At 74.1% G+C, this 24,009-nt stretch carries 15 protein-coding genes and 4 pseudogenes; 8 read left to right on the forward strand and 11 right to left on the reverse strand.

Annotation, left to right across the window (positions count from 1 at the left end):
- Positions 1–79: 79 nt before the first annotated feature.
- Genes kdpA through QUE40_RS05600 form a run of 3 tightly spaced genes read right to left on the reverse strand, consistent with a single transcriptional unit; the run spans position 80 to position 4,137 of the window.
- Complete coding sequence (kdpA, locus tag QUE40_RS05590) at positions 80–1,717, reverse strand: potassium-transporting ATPase subunit KdpA (RefSeq protein WP_289232547.1); 1,638 nt, start codon at positions 1,715–1,717, stop codon at positions 80–82.
- Positions 1,717–2,898 carry a K(+)-transporting ATPase subunit F gene (kdpF, locus tag QUE40_RS05595; protein WP_289232548.1) on the reverse strand — a complete coding sequence of 394 codons (1,182 nt, stop codon included), beginning with the start codon at positions 2,896–2,898 and terminating at the stop codon, positions 1,717–1,719. The genes kdpA and kdpF overlap by 1 nt, the downstream gene beginning before the upstream one ends.
- A 48-nt stretch (positions 2,899–2,946) precedes the next feature.
- Positions 2,947–4,137 (reverse strand): dipeptidase, encoded by a 1,191-nt coding sequence (locus tag QUE40_RS05600; protein ID WP_289233021.1) that lies wholly within the window; start codon positions 4,135–4,137, stop codon positions 2,947–2,949.
- Between the two features lie 35 nt (positions 4,138–4,172).
- Here QUE40_RS05600 and rimO point away from each other — a divergent pair, with 35 nt between their 5' ends.
- From rimO to QUE40_RS05615, 3 genes and pseudogenes are all read left to right on the forward strand, one after another.
- Positions 4,173–5,648: a 30S ribosomal protein S12 methylthiotransferase RimO gene (gene rimO, locus QUE40_RS05605; protein WP_289232549.1), complete on the forward strand. Its 1,476-nt coding sequence runs from the start codon at positions 4,173–4,175 to the stop codon at positions 5,646–5,648.
- A pseudogene (gene pgsA / locus QUE40_RS05610) lies at positions 5,648–6,281 on the forward strand (CDP-diacylglycerol--glycerol-3-phosphate 3-phosphatidyltransferase). The gene rimO and the pseudogene pgsA overlap by 1 nt, the downstream one beginning before the upstream one ends.
- A 36-nt stretch (positions 6,282–6,317) precedes the next feature.
- The gene (locus QUE40_RS05615) at positions 6,318–6,788 is read left to right on the forward strand and encodes a CinA family protein (RefSeq protein WP_289232550.1); all 471 of its coding nucleotides are present in this window, start codon (positions 6,318–6,320) and stop codon (positions 6,786–6,788) included.
- Between the two features lie 246 nt (positions 6,789–7,034).
- Here QUE40_RS05615 and QUE40_RS05620 read toward each other — a convergent pair whose 3' ends face one another.
- A complete protein-coding gene (locus QUE40_RS05620; protein ID WP_433997072.1) occupies positions 7,035–8,120 on the reverse strand; it encodes an SPFH domain-containing protein in 1,086 nt (361 codons plus the stop codon).
- Positions 8,121–8,513: 393 nt separating this feature from the next.
- Between QUE40_RS05620 and QUE40_RS05625 the strand changes: the two genes are divergently transcribed.
- A complete protein-coding gene (locus QUE40_RS05625; protein WP_142004761.1) occupies positions 8,514–8,816 on the forward strand; it encodes a helix-turn-helix domain-containing protein in 303 nt (100 codons plus the stop codon).
- A 90-nt stretch (positions 8,817–8,906) separates the two neighbouring features.
- On the opposite strand, the gene QUE40_RS05630 is transcribed toward QUE40_RS05625, so the two are convergent.
- From QUE40_RS05630 to QUE40_RS05640, 3 genes and pseudogenes are all read right to left on the reverse strand, one after another.
- Positions 8,907–9,761 (reverse strand): DNA-formamidopyrimidine glycosylase family protein, encoded by an 855-nt coding sequence (locus QUE40_RS05630; protein WP_289232551.1) that lies wholly within the window; start codon positions 9,759–9,761, stop codon positions 8,907–8,909.
- A gap of 143 nt (positions 9,762–9,904) precedes the next feature.
- Positions 9,905–14,684, reverse strand: a pseudogene (locus QUE40_RS05635) (ATP-dependent helicase).
- 74 nt (positions 14,685–14,758) lie between these two features.
- Complete coding sequence (locus tag QUE40_RS05640) at positions 14,759–15,724, reverse strand: M20/M25/M40 family metallo-hydrolase (protein ID WP_289232552.1); 966 nt, start codon at positions 15,722–15,724, stop codon at positions 14,759–14,761.
- A gap of 320 nt (positions 15,725–16,044) precedes the next feature.
- Here QUE40_RS05640 and QUE40_RS05645 point away from each other — a divergent pair, with 320 nt between their 5' ends.
- The gene (locus tag QUE40_RS05645; protein ID WP_433997073.1) at positions 16,045–18,648 is read left to right on the forward strand and encodes a glycoside hydrolase family 3 C-terminal domain-containing protein; all 2,604 of its coding nucleotides are present in this window, start codon (positions 16,045–16,047) and stop codon (positions 18,646–18,648) included.
- On the opposite strand, the pseudogene QUE40_RS18925 reads toward QUE40_RS05645, so the two are convergent.
- From QUE40_RS18925 to QUE40_RS05665, 4 genes and pseudogenes are all read right to left on the reverse strand, one after another.
- Positions 18,590–18,796 (reverse strand): annotated as a pseudogene (locus QUE40_RS18925) (carboxymuconolactone decarboxylase family protein); the annotation flags it as partial. The gene QUE40_RS05645 and the pseudogene QUE40_RS18925 overlap by 59 nt on opposite strands.
- A gap of 77 nt (positions 18,797–18,873) precedes the next feature.
- A complete protein-coding gene (locus tag QUE40_RS05655) occupies positions 18,874–19,731 on the reverse strand; it encodes an SDR family NAD(P)-dependent oxidoreductase (protein ID WP_289232553.1) in 858 nt (285 codons plus the stop codon).
- A gap of 130 nt (positions 19,732–19,861) precedes the next feature.
- A pseudogene (locus tag QUE40_RS05660) lies at positions 19,862–20,835 on the reverse strand (agmatine deiminase family protein); the annotation flags it as partial.
- The gene (locus QUE40_RS05665) at positions 20,832–21,794 is read right to left on the reverse strand and encodes a nitrilase-related carbon-nitrogen hydrolase (RefSeq protein ID WP_289232554.1); all 963 of its coding nucleotides are present in this window, start codon (positions 21,792–21,794) and stop codon (positions 20,832–20,834) included. The pseudogene QUE40_RS05660 and the gene QUE40_RS05665, both read right to left, overlap by 4 nt.
- 48 nt (positions 21,795–21,842) lie before the next feature.
- Here QUE40_RS05665 and QUE40_RS05670 point away from each other — a divergent pair, with 48 nt between their 5' ends.
- The 3 genes from QUE40_RS05670 to QUE40_RS05680 all read left to right on the forward strand — a co-directional run bounded on the left by QUE40_RS05670 (position 21,843) and on the right by QUE40_RS05680 (position 24,003).
- Complete coding sequence (locus QUE40_RS05670) at positions 21,843–22,073, forward strand: DUF3046 domain-containing protein (protein ID WP_142004768.1); 231 nt, start codon at positions 21,843–21,845, stop codon at positions 22,071–22,073.
- Between the two features lie 244 nt (positions 22,074–22,317).
- Positions 22,318–23,406, forward strand: a complete 1,089-nt coding sequence (gene recA / locus QUE40_RS05675; RefSeq protein ID WP_289232555.1) for a recombinase RecA — start codon at positions 22,318–22,320, stop codon at positions 23,404–23,406.
- A 129-nt stretch (positions 23,407–23,535) separates the two neighbouring features.
- Complete coding sequence (locus QUE40_RS05680; protein WP_350227079.1) at positions 23,536–24,003, forward strand: regulatory protein RecX; 468 nt, start codon at positions 23,536–23,538, stop codon at positions 24,001–24,003.
- The last annotated feature ends 6 nt before the right edge of the window (positions 24,004–24,009 follow it).

Here is a 24,009-nt window from a genome sequence, read left to right on the forward strand (position 1 = left end):
CGGCGAGCGGAACAGGTGGACGGGGTTGAGCTTGCGCAGCGCTGCGGGAGCTGGGCGGCGCCGAGGGTGAGCAGCTGGGTCATGACAGGGCCTCCGCGAGCGGACCGAGGGCGAGGGCGGGTAGGAAGGTGAGGCCGGCGACGAGCAGCGCCACCCCCACCATCAGCCCGGAGAACAGCGGGGTGTGCGTCGGCATGGACGACGCAGTGACCGGCGAACGGCGTTGTGCCGCAAGGGATCCCGCGAGCGCCAGGACGAGCACCACGGGCAGGTAGCGGCCGAGCAGCATGCACGTCGCCAGGGCCAGGTTGAGCACCGGCTGGTCGGCGCTCAGCCCGGCATAGGCGCTGCCGTTGTTGTTCGCGGCCGACGCGAAGGCGTACAGCATCGTGGTGAGCCCGTGCGCGCCGTCGTCGGCGACGGCGGCCCGCGACGCCGGGACGACCAGCGCCAGGCCGGTGCCGAGCAGCACCAGCGCGGGGGCGGTGATCAGCGCGAGCGAGGTGCAGGTGATCTCCCGGCGCCCGATGCGCTTGCCGAGCAGCTCGGGCGTGCGGCCCACCATGAGGCCGGCCAGGAAGACGGTGAGGGTGGCGAGCAGGAACGCGCCGTACATCCCCGAGCCGACGCCGCCGGGCGACACCTCGCCCAGCAGCATGTTGAGCAGCAGGGTGCCGCCGCCGATGGGCGAATAGCTCTCGTGCATCGAGTTGACCGCGCCCGTCGAGGTGCCGGTCGTGGAGCTGGCGAACAGCGCGGAGCCGAAGATCCCGAAGCGCACCTCCTTGCCCTCCATGCCGCCGAGCGGCCCTGTGGCTGCACGGGACTCGGCGATCGTCGTGATCGTCAGCGCGGCGGCCCAGAGGGTGACCATGAAGCCGAGCACGGCCCAGCCCTGACGGCGGTCGCCCACCATCAGGCCGTACGTCCTCGGCAGCGCGAACGGGATGAGCAGGATCAGGAAGATCTCGAGCAGGTTGGTGACGGCGTTGGGGTTCTCGAAGGGGTGCGCGGAGTTGGCGTTGAAGTAGCCGCCGCCGTTGGTGCCGAGGAGCTTGATGGCCTCCTGGCTCGCCACCAGGCCGCCGTTGATCTGCTGCTGCCCGCCGCCGAGCGTGCCGACCGTGGTGGGCGCGTCGAGGTTCTGGATCACCCCGCCGGCCAGCAGCAGCACCGCACCGACCGCCGCGACCGGCAGCAGCACGCGCACGACGACCCGGGTGAGGTCGACCCAGAAGTTTCCGACCGTGCCCGACCCGTCGCGGGCCACGCCGCGGATCAGCGCCGCGCACACCGCGATGCCGACCGCCGCCGACACGAAGTTCTGGATCGTCAGGCCGAGCGTCTGCACCAGGCGCGAGGCGCCGGTCTCACCGCCGTAGCTCTGCCAGTTGGTGTTGGTGACGAACGAGACGGCGGTGTTGAGCGCGCCGGTGCGTGACTGCGACTCTCCGCTGCTCAGCGGCAGCCGGCCCTGCAGCAGCACCAGTGCGGTGAGCAGCGCGATGCTGACGACCGCGAGCGCCAGGCAGGCGATGGCATACGTCGACCAGCGTTGCTGCGACTGCGGATTCACGCCCGAGAGGCGATAGACGGCGCGCTCGACGGCGAGGTGCCGGTCGCTGGTCAGCACCCGCGCGAGATAGCCGCCGAGGCTCAGGTGCGCGACGGCGAGCGCCAGCACCAGGGTCGCGAGGGTGAGCACCGCGCCCGGCATCAGAACTTCTCCGGGTGCAGGAGGGCGTACAGCAGATAGACGAGGAGGCCGGCAGCGACGACGCCGGCGACAAGCAGCTCAGGCATGCGTGCAGCGTCTGCCCGACGCCGCCCGCGTCCGCCCCGCTTGACGCGACCTTCACACGTCTTGACGGGATCTTGAGGTGTCCTCGGGGAGTCCGCGGGCAGGGCGCCGGCGTCGGCGAGCTCGGCGCGGATGTCCTCGACCATCGCGCGCACGGCGGGCTCGCCCTCGACCGGGCCGCCGGCGAGCAGCCCGTCGGCGCCCAGCAGCACCGCGGAGGGGTTGGCGAACAGGCGCAGCACCCGGGCGACGTTGAGGTCCAGGTCGTAGAGGGCGTACGGCGCGGCGGCGGGCGCCAGCTCGGCCACCCGCTCGGGGTCGGCGTCGAACAGCGCCCGCACCGCCACGACCCCGCCGAGCTGCTCCTCCCAGACGCGCAGGTCGGGGGCGATGCGGGTGCACGGGCCGCAGCCGGGGCTCAGCGCCACGAGCAGCGCGGGACGCTCGGTGGCCAGCTCGTGCAGCGTCAGCTGGGTGCCCTCGGGCGTGCGGGTCTGGCCGTACGGGATCGGGTGGCGGACGTAGTCGAGCTCGCCGGCGTCGTCGCCGGGCTCCGCGGCCGGTGCCGCAGCCGGTGCGGCCGGCTCGCCGCTGCCGCCGAGGCTGAGCGTGCAGACCGCCGCCGCCAGCGCGGCCCCCACCAGCCACAGCCACCACTGGTCGAGGTCGGCGAGCGCGGACGGCACGCTCACCCCGCGCAGCGCGCCGACCAGGGCAAGCACTCCCGCGAGCACCAGCAGCGTGTTGCGCACCAGGGTGCGGCCGGTGATCGTGTGCGCGCCGAGCCGGCCGAAGCAGCCGCAGCGCACCGGGTGCTCGAAGCGCAGGGCGCGGGCCACGACGAGCCAGTACGCCAGCAGCAGCGCGAGCGTCGCGCTCGCCACCACGACGAGCAGCGGCGCCGGGCTCACCAGCAGCGCGACGCCGAGCACCAGCTCGGCGGGCGCGAGCAGCGCCGGCGCCCACGACGGCGCGTCGACACGCAGCGCGCCGAAGGCGTCGGCGGTGGCCTGGCGCTCGCGCAGCTTGGCCGCGCCGCTGACCAGCAGGATCAGCGCGCAGGTCAGGACCGGGAGGACGAGGGCGAGCTCGGGCACCGGGTCATCATCGCAAGCGCCCCGCCCCGCGGGTGCGTAGATCGCCGATCAGGCGGAGGCGTCGAGCTCCTCGATGGTGGCCAGGCTCGGCCCGCGGGTCTGCTGCAGGTCACGGGCCACGGCCTCGGCGTCGCGCAGCACCCGCAGCACGTTACCGCCCGCGACCTTGGCGAGGTCGTCGTCGCTCCAGCCCCGCTCACGCAGCGCCTCGAGCACCGCGGGGTAGCGGCTGACGTCCTCGAGGCCGACCGGCAGCCCCGGCACGCCGTCGTAGTCGCCGCCGACCCCGATGTGGTCGATGCCGGCCACCTCACGGATGTGCACGAAGTGGGCCACGACGTCGTCGATGGTGGCGGTCGGCATCGGGTGGGTGCGCTGGTACTCCTGCGCGAACCGCTCGAACGCGTCGAGGTCGCTGGGCTTGACGCCCTGGGCGCGGGCCGCCTCCGTCGCCTCGCGGCGGTACTCCGCGCACGCGGGCGAGACGAACGCCGGCACGAAGGTCGCCATGATCACGCCGTTCCGGTCGCGCAGCGTCTCGAGCACGTCGTCGGGGGCGTTGCGCGGGCTGTCGGCGACGGCGCGGGCGCTGGAGTGGCTGAAGATGACCGGCGCCTCGCTCGCGGCCAGCGCGTCGCGCATCGTGTCGGCGGACACGTGGGACAGGTCGACGAGCATGCCGGTGCGGTTCATCTCGCGCACCACCTCGACGCCGAACCGGGAGAGCCCGCCGAGCACCGGCTCGTCGGTGGCGGAGTCGGCCCACGGCACGTTGTCGTTGTGGGTGAGCGTGAGATAGCGCACGCCGAGGACGTACATCATGCGCAGGGTCGCGAGCGAGGAGCTGATCGAGTGGCCGCCCTCGGCACCGAGCAGCGAGGCGATGCGCCCGGAGCGGAACACCTCCAGCACCTCGTCGGCCGTGCGCGCGATGCCGAGGTCGTCGGGGTAGCGAGCGACCAGCTGGTGGACGGCGTCGATCTGCTCCAGCGTGGCGCTGACGGCCGTGTCGCCGGTGAGCGAGGCGGGGACGAACACCGACCAGAACTGCCCGCCGACGCACCCCTTGCGCAACCGCGGGATGTCGGTGTGCGTCCGGTCGCTGGTGTCGCCGGAGACGTCGAGCCGGTCGAAGTCGTACCGCACCGACTGGCGCGCGGCCCACGGCAGGTCGTTGTGCCCGTCGATCAGCGGGTGCTCGCGGAGCAGGTCGGTGATGTCGCGCCGGGTCTCGGTCATGGAGGCCATCAGACCACGCTCACTAGAGTGGCCGCGTGCCGAACCCCACTGACCGCCGCAGCGTCGCTGTGGTGACCCTCGGCTGTGCCCGCAACGAGGTCGACAGCGAGGAGCTCGCCGGCCGGCTGGCCGCCGAGGGCTGGAGCCTGGTCGACGACGCCGCCGAGGCCGACGTCGCCGTCGTCAACACCTGCGGATTCGTCGAGCAGGCCAAGAAGGACAGCATCGACGCGCTGCTGGAGGCGAACGACCTCAAGCAGACCGGGCGCACCCAGGCGGTGGTCGCGGTCGGCTGCCTGGCCGAGCGCTACGGCAACCAGCTCGCCGAGCAGCTCACCGAGGCCGACGCCGTGCTCGGCTTCGACTCCTACGCCGACATGTCGGGCCACCTCACCGCGGTGCTCCAGGGCCACCGGCCCGCGGCGCACACCCCCGGCGACCGACGTACGCTCCTGCCGCTGTCCCCGGTGGCGCGGCAGGAGTCCGCGGCCGGCGTGGCGACCCCCGGCCACGGGCAGGGCGCCGCCGAGACCTCCCGTCCCGACGACGTGGTCGTCGAGAGCCCCGTCGCGGGCGCGGGCCCGCGGGTCATCCGGGCCCGGCTCGACGGGCGGCCGTGGGCGCCGCTGAAGATCGCGAGCGGCTGCGACCGGCGGTGCGCGTTCTGCGCGATCCCGATGTTCCGCGGCGCCTTCGTGTCGCGCCGGCCCACCGACGTGCTCGCCGAGGCCCGCTGGCTGGGGGAGCGCGGGGTCAAGGAGGTCTTCCTCGTCAGCGAGAACTCCACGTCCTACGGCAAGGACCTCGGCGACCTGCGGCTGCTCGACACGATGCTGCCCGAGCTGGTCGCCGTCGAGGGCATCGAGCGGGTGCGGGTGAGCTACCTGCAGCCGGCCGAGATCCGCCCCGACCTGCTCGACGCCATGACCCAGGTCCCGGGCGTCGTGCCCTACTTCGACATCTCCTTCCAGCACGCCTCCGGCCCGCTGCTGCGCCGGATGCGCCGGTTCGGCGACCGCCGCTCCTTCCTCGACCTGCTGCAGCAGGTGCGCGAGCGCTCGCCCGAGGCCGGCATCCGCTCCAACGTGATCGTCGGGTTCCCCGGCGAGACCGAGGACGACCTCGCCGAGCTCGAGGCGTTCCTCGCCGAGGCGCGGCTCGACGTGGTCGGGGTCTTCGGCTACTCCGACGAGGACGGCACCGAGGCCGAGACCTACGGCGACAAGCTCGACCCCGACGAGGTCGCCGAGCGGGTCGAGCGCATCCGCACGCTGGCCGACGAGCTGAACCTGCAGCGCGCCGAGGAGCGCGTCGGCGAGGTCGTCGAGGTGCTGGTCGAGTCGGTCGAGGACGGGCAGGCGACCGGCCGCGCGGGCCAGCAGGGTCCCGACGTCGACGGCGTCACCCAGCTGACGTCCGGCACGCATGCCGTCGGTGACCTGGTGCGGGCTCGGGTGATAGGGACGGAGGGCATCGATCTGCTCGCCGACCCCCTCACGGAGCCCGCCTGATGCACATCCCCGAAGAGCCCGACCCGATGGCCACCCCGAGCCGGGCGGTCAGCAACTGGAACGTCGCCAACCAGCTCACCGCCCTGCGCATCCTGCTGGTGCCGGTCTTCGCGGTGCTGCTGCTGACCGACGGGGAGCAACACCGGGTTCCGGTGGGCGGCCTTCGCCGTCTTCGTCCTGGCCAGCCTCACCGACCGCATCGACGGCGACCTCGCCCGCTCGCGCGACCTGGTCACCGACCTCGGCAAGGTCATGGACCCCATCGCCGACAAGGCGCTCGTGGGCATGGCGCTCGTCGGGCTGTCGATGATCGGCGAGCTGTGGTGGTGGGTGACCGTCGTGATCCTGGTGCGCGAGCTCGGCATCACGCTGCTGCGCTTCGCGGTCATCCGGCACGGCGTGATGCCGGCGAGCCGCGGCGGCAAGGCCAAGACGGTCCTGCAGATCGTCGCGATCGCGATGTTCGTCATGCCACTGCCGGAATGGCTCCACGTCGTCGCGATGATCGTGATGCTCGCCGCCGTCGCGGTGACGGTCGTGACGGGAATCGACTACTGCGCCAAGGCCGTACGCCTTCGCCGGGCGAGCCTGCGCGGTCGCCCCGGACCCTCCGACGACGCGCGAGGCGGATAGCGGTGCCGGCCAGCCTCGCGGCGTCCTGAGGCCGTCGTGCGGGAGCCGGCGGCGCGCGACGTCGTGCACGTCCTGACCGAGCGGGGTCGCACCGTCGCCACGGCCGAGTCGCTCACCGGGGGACTGGTGTGCGCCGCGCTCACCGAGGTCCCCGGGTCCAGCGCGGTCGTGCGCGGTGGGGTCGTGGCCTACGCCACCGAGGTCAAGGCGGCGGTGCTCGGCGTGGACGGCGAGCTGCTCGCCCGGGGCGGCGCGGTCCAGGGCGAGGTCGCGGCTCAGCTGGCCGAGGGCGTACGGCGGGTTCTGGGTGCCGACGTCGGTCTCGCCACCACCGGGGTGGCCGGCCCGGCCGAGCAGGACGGGCAGCCGGTCGGGCGGGTGTTCGTCGCTGTCGCGCGGCCCGAGGGCACCACCGTTCGGCAGCTGGACCTGAGCGGGGACCGCGCGGCGATCCGCGAGCAGACCGTGTCCGCCGTGCTGGCCCTGGCGCACTCGCTCGAGGGCTGAGCCGCGGCCCCGGCCGGGCGCTAACCGTCCTTGCTGGGGCGGCCCCGCCGGCGGATCGGCGCCGCGTCGCGGGGAGCCGGCCCGCCTTGCGCAGCGCGTCGCGCAGCACCGTCTCGACCTGGGCGTTGACGCTGCGCAGGTCGTCCGCCGCCCACCGCTGCAGCGCGTCGTGGACGGCAGGGTCGAGCCGGAGCAGGACGGCCTTGCGCTGGCCGCCCCGCCCCGACGTCGAGGGCTGGTCGGAGGTCAGTGGTAGAGGCTTCCCGTGTTGACGACCGGCGTGGCGCGCTGGTCGCCGCACAGCACGACGAGCAGGTTGCTGACCATCGCGGCCTTGCGCTCCTCGTCGAGCTCGACGACCGACTCGCGCTCGAGCCGCTCGATGGCCATCTCGACCATCGTCACCGCGCCCTCGACGATCCGCTCGCGCGCGGCGATGATCGCGCTGGCCTGTTGCCGCTGCAGCATCGCCTGGGCGATCTCCTGGGCGTAGGCGAGGTGGCTGATGCGCACCTCAAGGATCTCCACGCCGGCGATGGCCACGCGCGCCGCGACCTCGTGGGCCAGCTCCTCGGAGACCTGGTCGGTCGAGCCGCGCAGCGAGGTGCCGCGGCCGTCGGGGTCGTCGTAGGGGTGGGTGGTCGCGACGTGCCGCAGCGCCGCCTCGGACTGCACGCTGACGAAGTCGGTGTAGTGCTCCACCGCGAACGTCGCCTTCGCCGTGTCGGCGACCTGCCAGACGATGATCGCCGCGATCTCGACCGGGTTGCCGTCGGCGTCGTTGACCTTCAGCGCGTTGGTCTCGAAGTTGTTGACCCGCACCGACACGTTGCGGCGCGTGGTCAGCGGCATGACCCAGGTGAGGCCCGTGCGGCGGACCGTGCCGACGTAGCGGCCGAAGAACTGGATGACCCGGGTCTGCCCGGGCTGGATGACCACGAGCGGGGAGCCGACGAAGACCGCCAGCACCACCAGCGCGATCGCGACGGGTACGAGCCCGGCGAGCGCCGACAGCCCGGCGCCGACCAGCATCGCCAGCGCGACGAGCAGGGCGAGGAAGCCGTTCATCGCCCACGCCGGGCGCTCGGAGATGTCGACCCGCATCCCCTCGTGGCCGACCGGCCGGTGCGAGGGCGGCTGCTCCTCGGGGCCGCGGCCGGAGTCGTCGGGTCCGTGCGGCCCGTTCGGGCCGGGACCGCCGGGGCCGCCGGGGCCGTTCTGGCCGTGGGGGCCGTTCGGGCCCTGGGGTCCGCCGGGGCCGGGAGGCAGGCCGGGGCCGGTGGGCGCGCCGCCGGGTGCGTCGATGCCCGCCGGCCCGTTCTGGCCGGGCATCGGGCCGGGACGACCCTGCTGCTGCGCGGGCAGCGGGTGCCGGGTGGACGGGCCCGACGGTGCGTCGCGCCCGGGTCCCTGCGGCGTCGGGGGCAGGCCCCCTGCCGGAATCGCGCCGGTCTCCTCGTTGTTGCTCATGTCGATCGCTCCTGCCCTCGTGGCGGGTGGGTGGCGGAATCGCACCCCCGAGTTCCCGCGATATCAAAGTGATAGCACTTTAACCCGTGTCGTGCCCGCACGTCGAGATGCCTGTGGGTGCCGCGAGGTACGGTGTTGTCAGCGCTGGTGATCCGCTCACCTGCACCACGGGAGGGTGGTCCGCAGCCGCCCCCGAGACCGTTCGAGACCGTCCGATCGCGACCTGACGCCGCACGACCTGCACGAGGAGGCCCGATGATTCTGCTTCGCCGAGAGCTGGGTGACGTGCTGCGCGAGCAGCGTCAGGACCAGGGCCGCACCCTGCGCGACGTGTCGTCGTCGGCCAAGGTGTCCCTCGGCTACCTGAGCGAGATCGAGCGCGGCGAGAAGGAGGCATCCTCCGAGATGCTCGCCGCGATCTCCGCCGCGCTCGGGCTGCAGCTGTCCGAGACGCTCGAGCTCGTCTCGCAGCGCGTCGCCGTGGCCGAGGCCATCGCCGCGCCGGTGCGCCTGCCCGTGGGGCAGCGCGAGCACGCCTCGGTCGTCCACGCCGCCTGAGCGGCGCGTCCGGCCTGCACCGCGGGCCCCTTCACGTTCCGCACGCACCCCCGTCGCACGCGCCCGGCGGGTTGCCACCGCACGCCGCGCTCAGCCGCGCAGCTTCGTGGTGGTCGGTCCGAGCCGCCCCTGCGGTCGTCCGTCGTCGTGCGCGGCCAGCCCGCCCTGGCACGTGGGGCAGTAGCACAGCACCCGCTGCTGCGGCGGCTCGCCGACCGTCGCCATCCGCACCATCCCTCCGCACCGGCGACAGGGCAGGCCGCGCCGGGCGAAGACGTACGCCGGTTCGCGGCTGTCCCCGGTCGACACCGGCCGGCCCGACGCGACGCTCTGGCGCAGCAGCCGCCGAGCCCGACGTACGACCCCGCGCAGCTGCTCCTGCGACAGCTCGCCGACGGCGGTCCACGGGTTGAGCCGCTCCAGGAAGAGCGGCTCGCTGGCGAAGATCGTGCCGAGCCCGGCGACGTTTCGCTGGTCGAGCAGCGCCTCCGCGAGCAGGCGGTCGGGCTGGGCGGCCAGGTTCGCGACCGCGAGGTCCTCGTCGAGGCCGGGGCTGAGCAGGTCGGGGCCGAGGTGCCCGACGACCCGGTGCTCGTGGGCGGTCGGCACCAGGCCGACCATGCCGAGCTGCCAGCCGAGCGCCGCGTGCTGCCCGGTCGCCAGCAGCACCCGCAGCTTCGGCGAACGCCGTTGCGCCGCAGTCACTCTCGCGGTCGGACTGGTGCGCCAGCGGCCCTCCATGCGCAGGTGGGTGTGCAGCGTGACGCCGCGGTCGACCCGGTGCAGCAGGTGCTTGCCGACGCTCACGACCTCGAGCGTGGTCGCGCCCTGCAGCGGCGTGGCGTCCAGGTCGCCCCAGCGGATCTCGGCGTGCCGCAGCACCTCACCCGCCAGGGCACGGTGCAGCCGGCGAGCAGCCAGCAGCACGGCATCACCTTCGGGCACGGCACGACGCTACCCACCCGCCGCCACCCTGCCGAAACCGCGTTTGAGCCTTCTGACCGTGCTGCAGTGGAGTCAAAGCGCTGAAACTGCGTTTCAGAGCCGGGGCGGGCAGGGGTCAGCCGCGCAGACTCACCCGCGCAGTCTCACCCGCGCAGGCGGAGACCGCGGGGGTGGCGTGGAAGCCGCTGGCCTCGAGGGCGGCGGCGACCGGGTGCTCGGAGCCGAGCAGCTTGTCGCCGTCGGCGGTGGTGACGGTGAGCTGGCCGAGCGCTCCTTCGCGGACCGCCAGGGCCAGGGCGTCGGCGGCCGCGCGCAGGGTGGCCTCGTCGTCGCTCCACGACAGCAGGGTCTTGCCGCCGCGCTCGACGTAGAGCACGAGGGCGCCGTCGACAAGCACGACCAGGGAGCCGGACTTGCGACCCGGCCGGTGACCCGTGGTGGCTGCACCCGTGGCCGTGCCACCCGTCGCCGCTGCACCGCTGGTCGCACCGTCGGGGAGGTCGGGCGGTCCGGCCAGGGAAGGGCCGCGCCGTAGGGGTTGGCCGGGTCGGCGGCCGCGAGCACCTGGGCGGTCGAGAGCTCCGGCCGCGGTTGCTCCCACAGCGAGTCGGTCGCGGGTGCGGTCGGGCGGCCGACCGCACGCAGCCGGTCCACGGCCCCCGCGGTGCCGAACTGGGCGGCGCCGAGCCCCTCGACGAAGTAGCCCCGGCGCACCCGGCCGGACTCCTCGGCGGTCGAGAGCACCCGATAGACGCCGGCGAACCCGTCGGGCACGCCCTCGGCCATCACCGACCCGCGGGTGACGATGCCGTAGCGGTCGAGCAGCACCTCGGCCGTGGCCAGCGCCCGCTCGGTCGGGGCGTCGGCCGCGGGCGGCAGCAGCGACCAGCGCCCGCCCACCTTGCCGGGGGTGGCGACGCGCGAGGTGCCGGCGCCGGTGACGCCGCGCCGACCGACGGGCACGCCGCCGAGCGACGTGCGCGCCCGGCCGTAGCGGCTGCGGGCCGGGCCGGTGCGGCGCGCCCGGTGCGCGGGCCGGCCACCGCCGACCAGCGCGCGCAACGGGGCCAGCGTGTCGCCGGTGACGAGCCCGCCCCAGACGAGGTCCCACAGCGCCTCGGTGAGCCGGTCGTCGCCGACGACCTCGCCCGCGGACAGCGCGGCCACCCGCTCGCTCAGCGTGCTGAAGAAGAACGCGCCGCCGCCCTCGAGCGCCTGCAGCACCCGCTCGTGCAGCGGCCCCAGCTCGAGCTCGGCGTCGGGCGGGGTGAGCGTCAGGTGGGCCGAGTCGGCGAGGTGCAGCGACATCCAGCCGTCGTCGCCGGACAGCGCGCCCCGCCCCTGCCAGAGCACCTCCCCGCCGGCCATCAGCTCGTCGAGCATCGACGGGCGATAGCTCGCGACCCGCGCGGGCAGCACCAGCGACTCCAGACCGCTGGCCGGCAGCGCCACCCCGGCGAGCTGCTCGACGGCGCGCAGCAGACCGTCGAGCCCGCGCTGCCCGGAGCCCACCCCTGCCACGCCGGCAGGAAGCGGGCGAGGTCGCGCGCCGGCACCGGCTCGACCTCGGCGCGCAGCGAGGCGAGCGAGCGACGCTTGAGCACCCGCAGCACCTCGGCGTCGGCATATTCCACCGACTCGCGTCCGCCGCCCAGCGACAGCGGGCGCAGCTCGCCGGCGACCAGCCGTCCGGCACCGACCAGGCGCTGCAGCCCGGCGTGCACGACCGCGCGGCCCAGGCCCAGCTCGGCGGCGACCGCGGGCTCGTCGAACGGGCCGTGCGTGCGGGCGTAGCGCGCGAGCAGGTCGCCGAGCGGGTCGTCGACCGGCTCGAGGAAGACCGCCGGCACCCCCATCGGGAGCGAGACCCCCAGCGCGTCGCGCAGCCGGGCGGCGTCGTCGACCAGGGCGAAGCCGTCGCGGCCGGCCACGCGCACGGCGACGACCTGCCGGTCGCTCACCAGCGACTCGAGCCACGCCGGCACCCGGTCGCGCACGTCGGGACGGGTGCGCTCGGTGACGGCCTCGGTGGTGAGCGGGCCGAGCCAGCGCAGCAGGTCGGCCACGTCGTCGCGGTCGCGGGCCAGGCGCTCCTCGGTGGTGCGCTGCAGCTCGGTCTCGGTCGCGGCGACGACCTCGGGGTCGAGCAGGTCGCGCAGCGCGGTGCCCTCGTCGCGTCCGAGCAGCTCGCCCAGCAGCACCGGGTCGAGCGCCAGCGCGGCCGCGCGGCGCTCGGCGAGCGGGCTGTCGCCCTCGTAGAGGAACTGGGCGACATAACCGAACAGCAGGCTCTTGGCGAACGGCGACGGGGTCTTGGTCTCGACCTCGACCACGCGGATGCGCCGGGCCTGCACGTCGCGCATCAGGTCGACCAGACCGGGCACGTCGAAGACGTCCTGGACGCACTCGCGGACCGCCTCGAGCACGATGGGGAAGGACGGGTAGCGACTCGCCACCTGCAGCAGCTGCGAGGAGCGCTGCCGCTGCATCCACAGCGCCTGCCGACGCCCCGGGTTGCGCCGGGGAGCAGCAGCGCTCGCGCCGCGCACTCGCGGAAGCGTGAGGCGAACAGCGCCGACCCGCCGATCTCGTCGGTGACGACCTGCTCGACGTCGTCGGGGTCGAGCAGCAGCAGCGCCGACAGCTCGCGATCGAGCTCGACCCCCTGGTCGACCTCGAAGTCGAGCAGCCGCAGCACGATGCCGTCGTCGCCGTGCAGCGCCTGCACCTCGGTGCCGAACCGCTCGCGCAGCCGCGCCGCCAGCCCCAGCGCCCACGGCGCGTGCACCGGTGAGCCGAACGGGGAGTGGATGACCACCCGCCAGTCGCCGAGCTCGTCGCGGAACCGCTCGATGACGATCGACCGGTCGTGCGGCAGGTGGCCGGTGGCCTCGCGCTGCTCGCCGAGATAGGCGAGGAGGTTGTCGGTGGCCCACTCGTCGAGCCCGGCCCGGCGTACGCGATCGCGGGCCTTCGCGTCGTCGAGCCCGCCGAGCTCACGCACGAACGAGCCCACCGCGCGCCCCAGCTCGGCCGGCCGGCCGGGGAGTCACCCCGCCAGAACGGCAGCCGGCCGGGCTGGCCGGGCGCGGGCGTGACGAGCACCTGGTCGTGGGTGATGTCCTCGATGCGCCAGCTGCTCGTGCCGAGCGTGAACACGTCGCCGACGCGCGACTCGTAGACCATCTCCTCGTCGAGCTCGCCGACGCGCCGGCCGGGCCCTTCGCCGGTGGCGAGGAACACCCCGAACAGCCCCCGGTCGGGGATGGTGCCGCCGGAGGTGACCGCGAGCCGCTGCGCGCCGCGGCGACCGCGCAGCACCCCCTCGATGCGGTCCCACTCGATGCGCGGGCGCAGCTCGGCGAACTCGTCGCTGGGGTAGCGCCCGGAGAGCATGTCGAGCACCGACTCCAGGACCGACCGCGGCAGGGAGGTGTACGGCGCGGCTCGCCGGACCAGTCGCTCCAGCTCGTCGACGGTCCAGTCGTCGAGCGCGCACATCGCCACGACCTGCTGGGCAAGCACGTCGACCGGGTTGCTCGGGACCCGCAGCTCCTCGATCGCGCCCGCGCGCATCCGCTCGACGACCACCGCCGTCTGCACCAGGTCGCCGCGGAACTTGGGGAACAGCACGCCGCGCGAGACTGCACCCACCTGGTGCCCTGCGCGCCCCACCCGCTGCAGACCGCTCGCGACGCTCGGTGGGCTCTCGACCTGCACCACCAGGTCGACCGCGCCCATGTCGATGCCCAGCTCCAGCGAGCTGGTGGCGACCACCGCGGGCAGCCGCCCGGCCTTGAGGTCGTCCTCGATCTCGGCCCGCTGCTCCTTGCTCACCGAGCCGTGATGGGCGCGGGCGAGGACGCCGGGCGCCCCCGCGGCCTGCCCCGCCTGACCCATGAGCTGAGCCGGTGGGCGCGGCGGCACCGCGGGCGGTGCGTCCTCGGGTGCGTCTTCGATGTCGTCGGCGTCGGCATCGGCGTGCTCGGCCACCGCCGCCTCGGCGCCCTCGGCCCAGATCTCGTTGAGCCGCGAGGTCAGCCGCTCCGCGAGCCGGCGGGAGTTGGCGAACACCAGCGTCGAGCGGTGCCCGGCGACCAGGTCGACGATGCGCTCCTCGACGTGCGGCCAGATCGAGGCGCGCTCCTGCGGGTCGGCGTCGTCGGACGGGCTGCCCCCGCCCAGCTCGCCGAGGTCGGGCACCGGCACCACGACGTCGAGGTCCCACTCCTTGGTCGACGGCGGCTGCACCACGCTCACCGGCGAGCCCCCGGCCAGGAACCGCGCGACCTCCTCGACCGGCCGCACGGTCGCGGACAGGCCGATGCGCTGCGCCGGCTTCTCGAGCAGCTCGTCGAGCCGCTCGAGGCTGAGGGCCAGGTGGGCGCCGCGCTTGGTGCCGGCGACGGCGTGCACCTCGTCGACGATCACGGTCTCGACCCCGCGCAGCGCCTCGCGCGCGGAGGAGGTCAGCAGCAGGAACAGCGACTCGGGCGTCGTGATCAGCACGTCGGTGGGCGTGCGCTGGAACGCCCGGCGCTCCTGCGCCGGCGTGTCGCCCGAGCGGACCGCGACCGTGACGTCGGGCTCGGGCAGCTCGAGCCGGCTCGCGGCGTGGCGGATGCCGACCAGAGGTGCGCGCAGGTTGCGCTCGACGTCGACCGCGAGCGCCTTCATCGGCGAGACGTAGAGCACCCGGCAGCGCGCCGCCGGGTCGTCCGGCGGCCCCTCGCTCGCCACCCGGTCGAGCGCCCACAGGAAGGCCGACAGCGTCTTGCCCGACCCGGTGGGCGCGACGACCAGGGTGTGCTGCCCGTCGCTGATCGCCTCCCACGCGCCGGCCTGGGCGGCCGTGGGCTCGGCGAAGCTGCCCTCGAACCACGCGCGCGTGGCGGGGGAGAAGCGGTCGAGCACCGAGGCCATGGCGCAAGCCTGCCACCGACGTACGACATCGCCGGCCGGGCGGTGCGCTCACCCCACGGCGGTGGTCGTTCCGGCTACGCCGCGGGGCGCTGCGCCGAGGTCGTGAAGTCCTGACCGGCGTACTTCCACAGGATGCCGCCGAGGACGTCGCTGTGCCGGTCCAGCGCGGTGGGGTCGATGTTGCTGGAGTCGTCGCAGGAGCGGTGGTAGCACGGGTCGAACGAGGCCCCGGCCGTGCCGCCCCAGCTGTTCGCCTGTGCCGCCGACTTCGGCTCGGAGCCGCCGCTGTAGAGACCGCCGGTGGGGATGCCGTACCGCAGGAAGGCGGCGTGGTCGCTGCGGCCCTGCACGTCGACGTACTCGGCCGGCACGCCCTCGGCGCTCATCAGGCTGGTGAGGTCGTCGCGCACGAACGTGCCGGCCGGGTTGTCGTCGTAGACGAAGTAGCCCGGGTTCACCGACCCGATCATGTCCGCGTTGACGTACGCCTTGATGCGCGAGCGCTCGGTGCTGGTCAGCGACTGCACGTAGTAGCTCGAGCCGACCAGACCGATCTCCTCGGCGCCCCAGAACGCGAATCGCAGTGTGTTGCGAGGCTTCTCGCCGCTCGCGGCATAGGTGAGCGCGGTCTCGAGCACGCCCGCGGTGCCGGACGCGTTGTCGTTGATCCCGGGGCCGGCGGTGGCGCCGTCGAGGTGCGAGCCGAGCATCACGACGCCGTTCGGGTCGCTGCCGGGCACCTCCGCCACGAGGTTGTACGTCGTCCCGCGCGAGGTCGGGACCTGCTGCACGGTCGTGCTCAGGCCAGCCGCCTCGAGCCGCCCCTTCACGTAGTCCAGCGACCGCTGGTATCCCGGCGTCCCCACCGCCCGGTTGCCCCCGTTGGCGTCGGCGATCTGCTGCAGCGCCGACACGTGCCCCTGCACCCCGGTCAGCGAGATGTCCGGGGCGACCGCGGCGTCGGCCGGTGCGGCGAGCAGGGGAGCGGCGACGAGCGCCACGGTGGCGGCGAGGGCGTGCGGGCGGCGGGTGGCTGTCATGCGACGACCATCGCGGCTGGGCGCGTCGGAGGGAAGGCGGCTTGACTAAGTCCGGAGCAAGGCTTGGCCGTTCGCTTGCCCGCCGCCGACATGCGGGTGAGGATCGGGCAATGGTCTCCGCCTCCGACCTCCCGCTCGAGCAGCAGGTCGCGCTGCTGTCCGGCGCCACCTTCTGGCGCACGGAATCCTTTCCGGACCAAGGGATCCCGCCGGCAGTGCTCAGCGACGGTCCGCACGGGCTGCGCGCGCAGAACCCCGACCTGAACAGCTTCGGGCTGTCCGACAGCAGGCCGGCGACCTGCTTCCCGCCCGCGGTCACGATGGCGACCACCTGGGACGAGGAGCTCGTCGAGGTCGTCGGTCGAGCGGTCGGCGTGGAGGCGCGGGCGCTCGGCGTCGACGTGGTGCTCGGGCCGGGGCTGAACATCAAGCGGCACCCGTGCGGCGGGCGCAACTTCGAGTACTACAGCGAGGACCCGCTGCTCAGCGGCCGGTTCGCGGCGGCCGCCGTGCGCGGCATCCAGAGCACGGGCGTCGGCGCCTGCGTGAAGCACTTCGCGGTGAACAACCAGGAGTCGCACCGCATGGTCGTCGACGCCGTCGTCGACGAGCGCACGCTGCGCGAGATCTACCTCGCCGGCTTCGAGCACGTCGTCACCGAGGCGCAGCCCTGGGCGGTGATGGCGGCGTACAACAGCGTGAACGGCGAACCGGCCACGGCGAGTCCCCGGCTGCTGCGCGAGATCCTGCGCGAGACATGGGGATTCGAGGGTCTGGTGATGAGCGACTGGAGCGCCGTGGGCGACCGCGTCGCCGGCGTCGCGGCGGGCATGGACCTCGAGATGCCGAGCAGCCGGGGGCTGTCCGACGGCGACGTCGTCGCTGCCGTACGCCAGGGCCGGCTCCCCGAGGCGGCCGTCACCGCGTGCGCGCAGCGGGTGCTCGACCTGGCCGCGCGGGCCCCCGGCGAGGCGGCGGGGAGCATCCCGGTCGACGTGCACGACGCGCTCGCCCGCCGCGCGGCGGCCGCCGGCACCGTGCTGCTCACCAACGACGGCACCTTGCCGCTGGACCCGACGGCGTCGGTCGCGCTGATCGGGGCGATGGCCGAGCACCCGCGCTTCCAGGGCGGCGGCAGCTCGCAGGTCAACCCGACGCGCGTCACGACGGCGCTGGCCGCGCTGGAGAGCCGGGGCGCGACGTTCACCCATCACCCCGTCTACGACCCGCAGACGGGCGAGGCGGGCCGCGCCGAGATCGCCGCCGCGGCCGACGCCGCGCGCGCCGCCGACGTCGCGGTGGTGCTGGTCGGCCTCCCGCCGGTGGTCGAGAGCGAGGGCTTCGACCGGGCCGACCTCGCGCTGCCGCCGCAGCACGACGCGCTCGTGACCGCCGTCGCCGCCGCGAACCCGCGCACCGTCGTGGCGCTGTCCAACGGGTCGCCGGTGACGCTGCCGTGGGCCGACGACGTGGCGGCGGTGCTCGAGTGCTACCTCGGCGGTCAGGCGAGCGGGGGCGCGCTCGTCGACGTGCTGTACGGCGACGCCGACCCGGGCGGGCGGCTCGCCGAGACCTTCCCGCGGGCGCGCGCCGACGTGGCCGCCGACCCGTTCTTCCCCGGCCGGCCGCACCAGGTCGAGCACCGCGAGGGGCTGTTCGTCGGCTATCGGCACCACGTGACCGCCGAGGTGCCGCCGGCGTTCGCCTTCGGGCACGGGCTCAGCTACGCGGCGTTCGACTGGAGCGCCCCGCGCCTGTCGACCGACGCGATCGCCGCGGGCCAGGACGTCGAGCTCACGGTCACGGTGACCAACGTGGCGCGCCGGGCCGGGTCGGACGTGGTGCAGGTCTACCTGGCCGACCGCACCGGCGTGGTGCTGCGCCCGGCGCGCACGCTCGCCGCCTTCGCCAAGGTGCACCTGGACCCCGGGGAGTCCCGCGACGTCACGGTCGTGGTGCCCGCCCGGGCGTTCCAGTTCTTCGACGTCGCGCAGCAGCGGTGGCAGACGCCCACCGGTGACTTCGGCGTCGAGGTCGCCCGCTCGTCGGTCGACGTGGTCGCGACCCTGCGGGTCACGGTGGACGGCGGGGTGAGCACCAGCAGCGAACCGGCCGACGGTCCCGCGGTGGCCGCGAGCGACGCCGACTTCGAGCGGCGCCTCGGACGCCCCGTCCCGACCCCGCGGCCGGTGCGGCCGTTCAGCCGCGACTCCACGATGTCGGAGATCGCCCAGACGCGGGTCGGCGCGGCCTTCCGCTCGACGCTGTGGCGCCTCGGCCCGGGCAGGGCCGGGGAGGCCGACCCCACGACGCAGGAGGCCGTCACCCGCGCCTTCGAGGAGCTGCCGCTGCGGGCCGCAGCCGCGCTGTCCGGCGGGCGGCTGCGCTGGCCGGCGGTCGACGCGCTCGTCGACCTCGCCAACGGGCGCCCGCTGCAGCTGCTCGGGGCGCGGCGCGCGGCGCGAACGGGCTGCTGCGTCGGTGGGGTGGCCGCTAGGTCGGGCCGAGCGCCTGCGAGGAACCGCCCGCCGAGTGGTCACTTCTGGCTGGTGCCGCGCCCCGTTCATCGGCAACAACTGACCTTTCGACGCGCGCGGCGGGCCTGTCGGCGCCGTTGCGGGCCCGCGGCGGGTCGGGCTGCAGCCGCAGCACGTGCAGCGTCGTCGCCAGCATCGTGTAGTTGCCGACGAGCAGCAGCAGCTCGAGGCGCTCGCGCTCGTCGAGGTGCCGGCCGAGGGCGGTCCACGTCTCGTCGGACAGGTCGGACGTGCCCACCAGCTCGTCGACCGCACGCAGGATCGCCGCGTCGCGCGCCGGCCACTGGTCGTCGAGATCCGTTGCGGTGCGGTCGATCTCGGAGGTCGTCAACCCGGATCGGCGGCCGATCCGCTCGTGGTGGGCGCGCTCGTACGCACTGTCCCTGAGGTGGGCCACGCGCAGGATGACCAGCTCACTCTCGCGCCGCGGCAGGTGCCCGAACGGCATCAGCGAGGCGGAGAACCCCAGCCACCCCCAGTACGTCCGGCGCGCCCGGCCGAGCACCGTGAACACCGCGGGCGGCGCGGTGCCCATGACGCGACCGGCCGCCCGGCTGAAGGCGTACGCCGCCGGCCCCAGCTCGCGCAACCCACCCGGGCGGACGCGCGGCGTCACGACCGCTCCACCCGCTCCGGCTGGGCGGTGGTGAACGGCACGTCCTCGGTGCGGGCGAGCTCGAGGGCGCGCTCGAGCTGGGGGAGCGGCTTGAGCTCGACCACGCGCTGGGCGAGCGCGCGGGCAGGCAGCACGGCCCGACCCCACACCGGCGCGGCGATGGTGCGCGACCGGCGGGCGATACCGCGCTCGAGCGTGTCGATGGCGCGGGGGAGAGAGGAGACGCCGCTCAGCGAGGTGTGCCGCCCGAGCAGGGCCTTGGCCGCCTCGGTGCCGAAGCCACGGCTGGTCATCTCGGTGTCGAGCTCGGAGTAGAACGCGACCCCGACCCGGGCACCGCTCGGGCGCAGCTCCTGGCGCAGCGTGTTGCCCATCGCCTCGACGGCGGCCTTGGAGGCGGAGTAGGCGCCCATCAGCGGCAGGTGCACGGCGGCGCCGAGCGAGGCGGTGAGCAGCGCATAGCCGCCGGGGTGCGCGACGTGCGGCCCGGCCGCGCGCAGCGTGTAGTAGGTGCCGAGCGCGTTGACCGCCAGCGTGCGCTCCATGACCTCCGGGTCGCCACCGATCATGGCCAGCTGCCTGGCGATCCCGGCGTTGGCGACGACCACGTCGAGCCCGCCGAGCTCGCCGACCAGCTCGGCCACGGCGGTGTCGACCTGCGCCCGGTCGCTGACGTCGCACTCGCGCCAGACGGCGCCGGTGCGCTCGGCCACCTGCCGCAGCAGGTCGGGCTCGAGCCCGAGCAGGGCGAGGCGGGCCCCGCGGGAGGCGAGGCGCTCGGCCAGCGCCGCACCGATGCCGCGCGCGGCCCCGGTGATCAGGACGCGTCGTCCGGTGAGTGGTTCGGCTGCCATCCCGCGAGCGTACCTACGCGCGGGTAGGTGTGGCGTGCGTACGCCGTCGATGGCGGCAGTGAGCTCAGCCGGGTTGCTGCTGGGTGATGCAGTGGATGCCGCCGCCGCGGGCGTACAGCTCGCGGGCGTCGACGCCGACGACCCTGCGGCCGGGGTAGACCTGCTCCAGCACGGCGAGGGCGCGCGCGTCGTTCGGGTCGTCGAAGGTGCACGCGATGACCCCGCCGTTGACGACGAGGTGGTTGACGTAGCTGTAGTCGACCGGGCCCTCGTCGTCGAATCCCGTTGCAGGAGCAGGGATCCGGACGATCTCGAGCGTGCGTCCGGCGGCGTCGACGGCGTTGCTCAGCACCTCGATCAGCTCGCGGCTGACCGCGTGGTCGGGGTGCTCGGGGTCCTCCTGGTCGTGCACCAGCACGACGCCGGGGAGGGGAAGGTCGCGACGATGTCGACGTGGCCGCGGGTGCCGAACTCCTCGTAGTCGCGGGTCAGCCCGCGGGGGAGCCAGATGCAGCGGGTGACCCCGAGCGTACGTCGGAGCTCGGCCTCGATGTCTTCGCGCGTCTTCCCAGGGTTGCGTCCGGGGTCCAGCTGCACCGTCTCGGTGAGCAGGGCCGTCCCCTCACCGTCGACGTGAAAACCCCCGCCCTCGTTGACGATCGGCGAGTCGAGCACCTCGGCGCCGGCGAGCCGGCCGACGAGCTCGCCGACCTCGGCGTCGTGCTCCCACGACGCCCACGACTGGGCGCCCCACCCGTTGAAGACCCAGTCGACCGCGCCGAGCGCCCCCGAGGCGTCGCGCACGAACGTCGGGCCGATGTCGCGCATCCACGCGTCGTCCAGCGGGGCGGTGGTGCGCTCGACCCGGTCGTCGAGGAAGCGGGCCGCGACGTCGTCCTGGCCCGGCGCGACGAGCATCGTCACGGGCTCGAACTCGACGACGGCGTTCGCGACCGCGGCCCAGGTGCGCCGCGCCGCGTCGGCCTCGTCCTCGGTGTCGCCGAGGGTGTAGCCCGACGACGGCCAGGCCATCCAGACGCGCGACTGCGGAGAGGTCTCGGCCGGCATGCGCCAGCCGCGAGAACCGTTGTCAGCGTTGGTCATTCGGAGACCTGTCGCTGGTGCTCGGGGCGCACCGGCTCGCTCAGCGCGGCATAGCTGTCGGGGCGCCGGGTGGCGAGGAACGGGAACAGGTCGAGCCAGTCCTTGCGCTGCGACAGGTCCAGGTCGGTGACCAGCACCGCCTCGGTCTCGCGCGGCGCCTGCACGAGGATCCGGCCGTAGGGGTCGGCCACGAACGAGGTGCCGTAGAACGTGATGAGCCCCTCCGTGCCGGTGCGGTTCGGCGCGACGACGAACAGGCCGTTGGCGATCGCGTGGCCGACGATGGTGTGCTGCCACAGCGGCTGGGTGTCGAACTCGGGGTGGTCGGGCTCGGACCCGATCGCGGTGGGGTAGACGAGCACGTCGGCGCCGCCGATGGCGTACAGCCGGGCGACCTCGGGGAACCACTCGTCCCAGCAGGTCGGCAGACCCAGCCGCACGTCCTGGCCGGGCACGTCGACGACGGGGTAGGCGTCCTCGGGCGGGCCGGGGCGGAAGTACTTGTCCTCGTAGTAGCCGGCGGTCACCGGGATGTGCGTCTTGCGGGTGCGCGCGACGAGCGTGCCGTCCGGCGCGACGAGCACGGCGGTGTTGAAGCCCAGGCCGTCGCCCTGGTCGGCCTTCTCGTAGAGCGAGGCGTGGACGTAGACGTCGTGGGCCTTGGCGGCCTCGCGCGCGAACGTGATCGTGGGGCCGGTCTCGAGGTCCTCGGCGGTGGCCGACGGGGTGCCCTCGGGGAGGGTGTCGGCGGGGTAGCGCGACAGCGTCAGCTCGGGCAGGAACACCGCCGTCGCGCCCGCCTCGGCGGCCTGGCCGATCGCCTCGGACAGCACCGCGCGCAGCTCGTCGGCGTCCTCGCGCCAGTGGTGCTGCACCACCCCGATGCGCAGGGGCGGCGCGCTCGGCTCGTCGACGCGGGCCGGGGACGTCGGGACGGACGTGGTGGTGATCAGCTCCATGCCGGCCAGTATGCCCAGAACTTCGAAATCGTATGAGACCGTCTCCGAGTGCGAGTCAGTGAGCTGTGGCGATTGATCGACGAGGAGTTCGGGCGGGCGTACGGCCGGCACCTCGCCAGGACGCACGTGCTGCGCGCGCTGCAGGACCGCACGGTCGAGCAGGCGCTGGCCGCGGGCGTCGAGCCGCGCGCGGCGTGGAAGGCGCTGTGCGTCGACCTGGACGTGCCGCCCGAGCGGTGGCTGGGCCGCGACATCCCGCTGAGCGACCACCCCGACTGAGCCCGCGTCGAGCGCGTGGGCGACGTCACCGGCGTGTCGTGCGATCTCGTACGCCTGTTCGGATAGTGTCGTCCACAGGTCCGGTCCGACGACCCGCTCCGTCCACAGCGTGCGTGGCACCTCTGGGTGAGTGTCGGTGCCGGCACCTAGCGTCTGACGCACGCTCGTCGCCCCCGTGCACGCAGGGGTGAGGGGCCCGTCGCCGGGAGGCGCGCTCACCACGATCCGACAGGAGCACCCACGCATGGCAGGCAACCTGAAGTCCGTCGGCGGCGGCGACAAGGAGAAGTCGCTCGACGTCGTCCTCGCCCAGATCGAGAAGTCCCACGGCAAGGGCGCGGTGATGCGCCTCGGTGACGACGTGCGCCCGCCGGTGCAGGTGATCCCGACCGGGGCGATCGCCCTCGACGTCGCGCTCGGCGTGGGCGGTCTGCCCCGTGGCCGCGTCGTGGAGGTCTACGGGCCCGAGTCCAGCGGAAAGACCACGGTCGCGCTGCACGCGGTCGCCAGCGCCCAGAAGAACGGCGGCATCGCGGCGTTCATCGACGCCGAGCACGCGCTCGACCCGGAGTACGCCAAGAAGCTCGGCGTCGACACCGACGCGCTGCTGGTCAGCCAGCCCGACACCGGTGAGCAGGCGCTGGAGATCGCCGACATGCTGATCCGCTCCGGCTCGCTCGACATCATCGTCATCGACTCGGTGGCCGCGCTCGTGCCGCGCGCCGAGATCGAGGGCGAGATGGGTGACAGCCACGTCGGTCTGCAGGCGCGGCTGATGAGCCAGGCGCTGCGCAAGATCACCGGTGCGCTCAACTCCACGGGCACCACCGCGATCTTCATCAACCAGCTGCGCGAGAAGATCGGTGTGATGTTCGGTTCTCCCGAGACCACCACGGGCGGCAAGGCGCTGAAGTTCTACGCCTCGGTGCGGCTCGACGTGCGCCGCATCGAGACCCTCAAGGACGGCTCCGACCCGGTCGGCAACCGCACCCGGGTCAAGGTCGTCAAGAACAAGGTCTCCCCGCCGTTCAAGCAGGCCGAGTTCGACATCCTCTACGGCCAGGGCATCTCCCGCGAGGGCGGCCTGATCGACATGGGCGTCGAGCAGGGCTTCGTGCGCAAGTCCGGCGCTTGGTACACCTACGAGGGCGACCAGCTCGGGCAGGGCAAGGAGAACGCCCGCACCTTCCTCAAGGACAACCCCGACCTGGCCGACGAGCTGGAGCGCAAGATCAAGGCGAAGCTCGGCGTCGGCCCGGGGCTGCCCGAGGACGCCGCGGCCGGTGAGCCGGCCGGCCAGCCCGAGCCCGACCAGGTGCCGGTCGACTTCTGATCGGATGACCGCTTCCCAGCAGCACCCTGCGGCGCCGTCCACATCCCCCGTGGGCGGCGCCGCGGGCGTGCGTCCGAGCCACCGGCCACCGGTGCGGCGGCTGCCGACCGCGAGCCCGACGCCCACGAGGTGGCCCGCACCATCGCCCTGCGGCAGCTGACCATGGGTCCGCGCAGCCGCTCCCAGCTCGAGGACAAGCTGCGCCAGCGCGGCTGCGACGACCAGGTCGCCACCGAGGTGCTCGACCGGCTCGAGGAGGTCGGGCTGATCGACGACACCGCCTACGCGCAGATGCTGGTGCGCTCCCAGCAGGCCACCCGCGGCCTCGCCCGTCGCGCCCTGCGGCACGAGCTGCGCAAGAAGGGCGTCGACGACGACACCGCCGCCGAGGCCCTCGACCAGGTCAGCGACGAGGCCGAGGTCGAGCAGGCCCGCGAGCTGGTCGCCAAGAAGCTGCGCAGCATGCACGGTCTCGACGCCACCGTGCAGGCGCGGCGGCTGGCCGGCATGCTCGCCCGCAAGGGTTACGGCGGCGACGTCGCCTGGCGCGTCGTGCGGGAGGCGGTCGACGAGGCCGAGGAGCACCGGCGCGACTGAGCGCGC

Origin of the sequence: Barrientosiimonas endolithica (assembly GCF_030296655.1) — a bacterium.
Taxonomy (GTDB): domain Bacteria; phylum Actinomycetota; class Actinomycetes; order Actinomycetales; family Dermatophilaceae; genus Barrientosiimonas; species Barrientosiimonas humi.

Coding starts and splice junctions, on each gene's coding strand:
- QUE40_RS05665 (WP_289232554.1), bottom strand. CDS start 21,794: ATGGAGCTGATCACCACCACGTCCGTCCCGACGTCCCCGGCCCGCGTC.
- QUE40_RS05655 (WP_289232553.1), bottom strand. CDS start 19,731: ATGGCAGCCGAACCACTCACCGGACGACGCGTCCTGATCACCGGGGCC.
- QUE40_RS05620 (WP_433997072.1), bottom strand. CDS start 8,120: ATGCCCGGCCAGAACGGGCCGGCGGGCATCGACGCACCCGGCGGCGCG.
- QUE40_RS05600 (WP_289233021.1), bottom strand. CDS start 4,137: ATGACCGAGACCCGGCGCGACATCACCGACCTGCTCCGCGAGCACCCG.
- QUE40_RS05645 (WP_433997073.1), top strand. CDS start 16,045: ATGGCGACCACCTGGGACGAGGAGCTCGTCGAGGTCGTCGGTCGAGCG.
- recA (WP_289232555.1), top strand. CDS start 22,318: ATGGCAGGCAACCTGAAGTCCGTCGGCGGCGGCGACAAGGAGAAGTCG.
- QUE40_RS05625 (WP_142004761.1), top strand. CDS start 8,514: ATGATTCTGCTTCGCCGAGAGCTGGGTGACGTGCTGCGCGAGCAGCGT.
- kdpA (WP_289232547.1), bottom strand. CDS start 1,717: ATGCCGGGCGCGGTGCTCACCCTCGCGACCCTGGTGCTGGCGCTCGCC.
- QUE40_RS05640 (WP_289232552.1), bottom strand. CDS start 15,724: ATGACAGCCACCCGCCGCCCGCACGCCCTCGCCGCCACCGTGGCGCTC.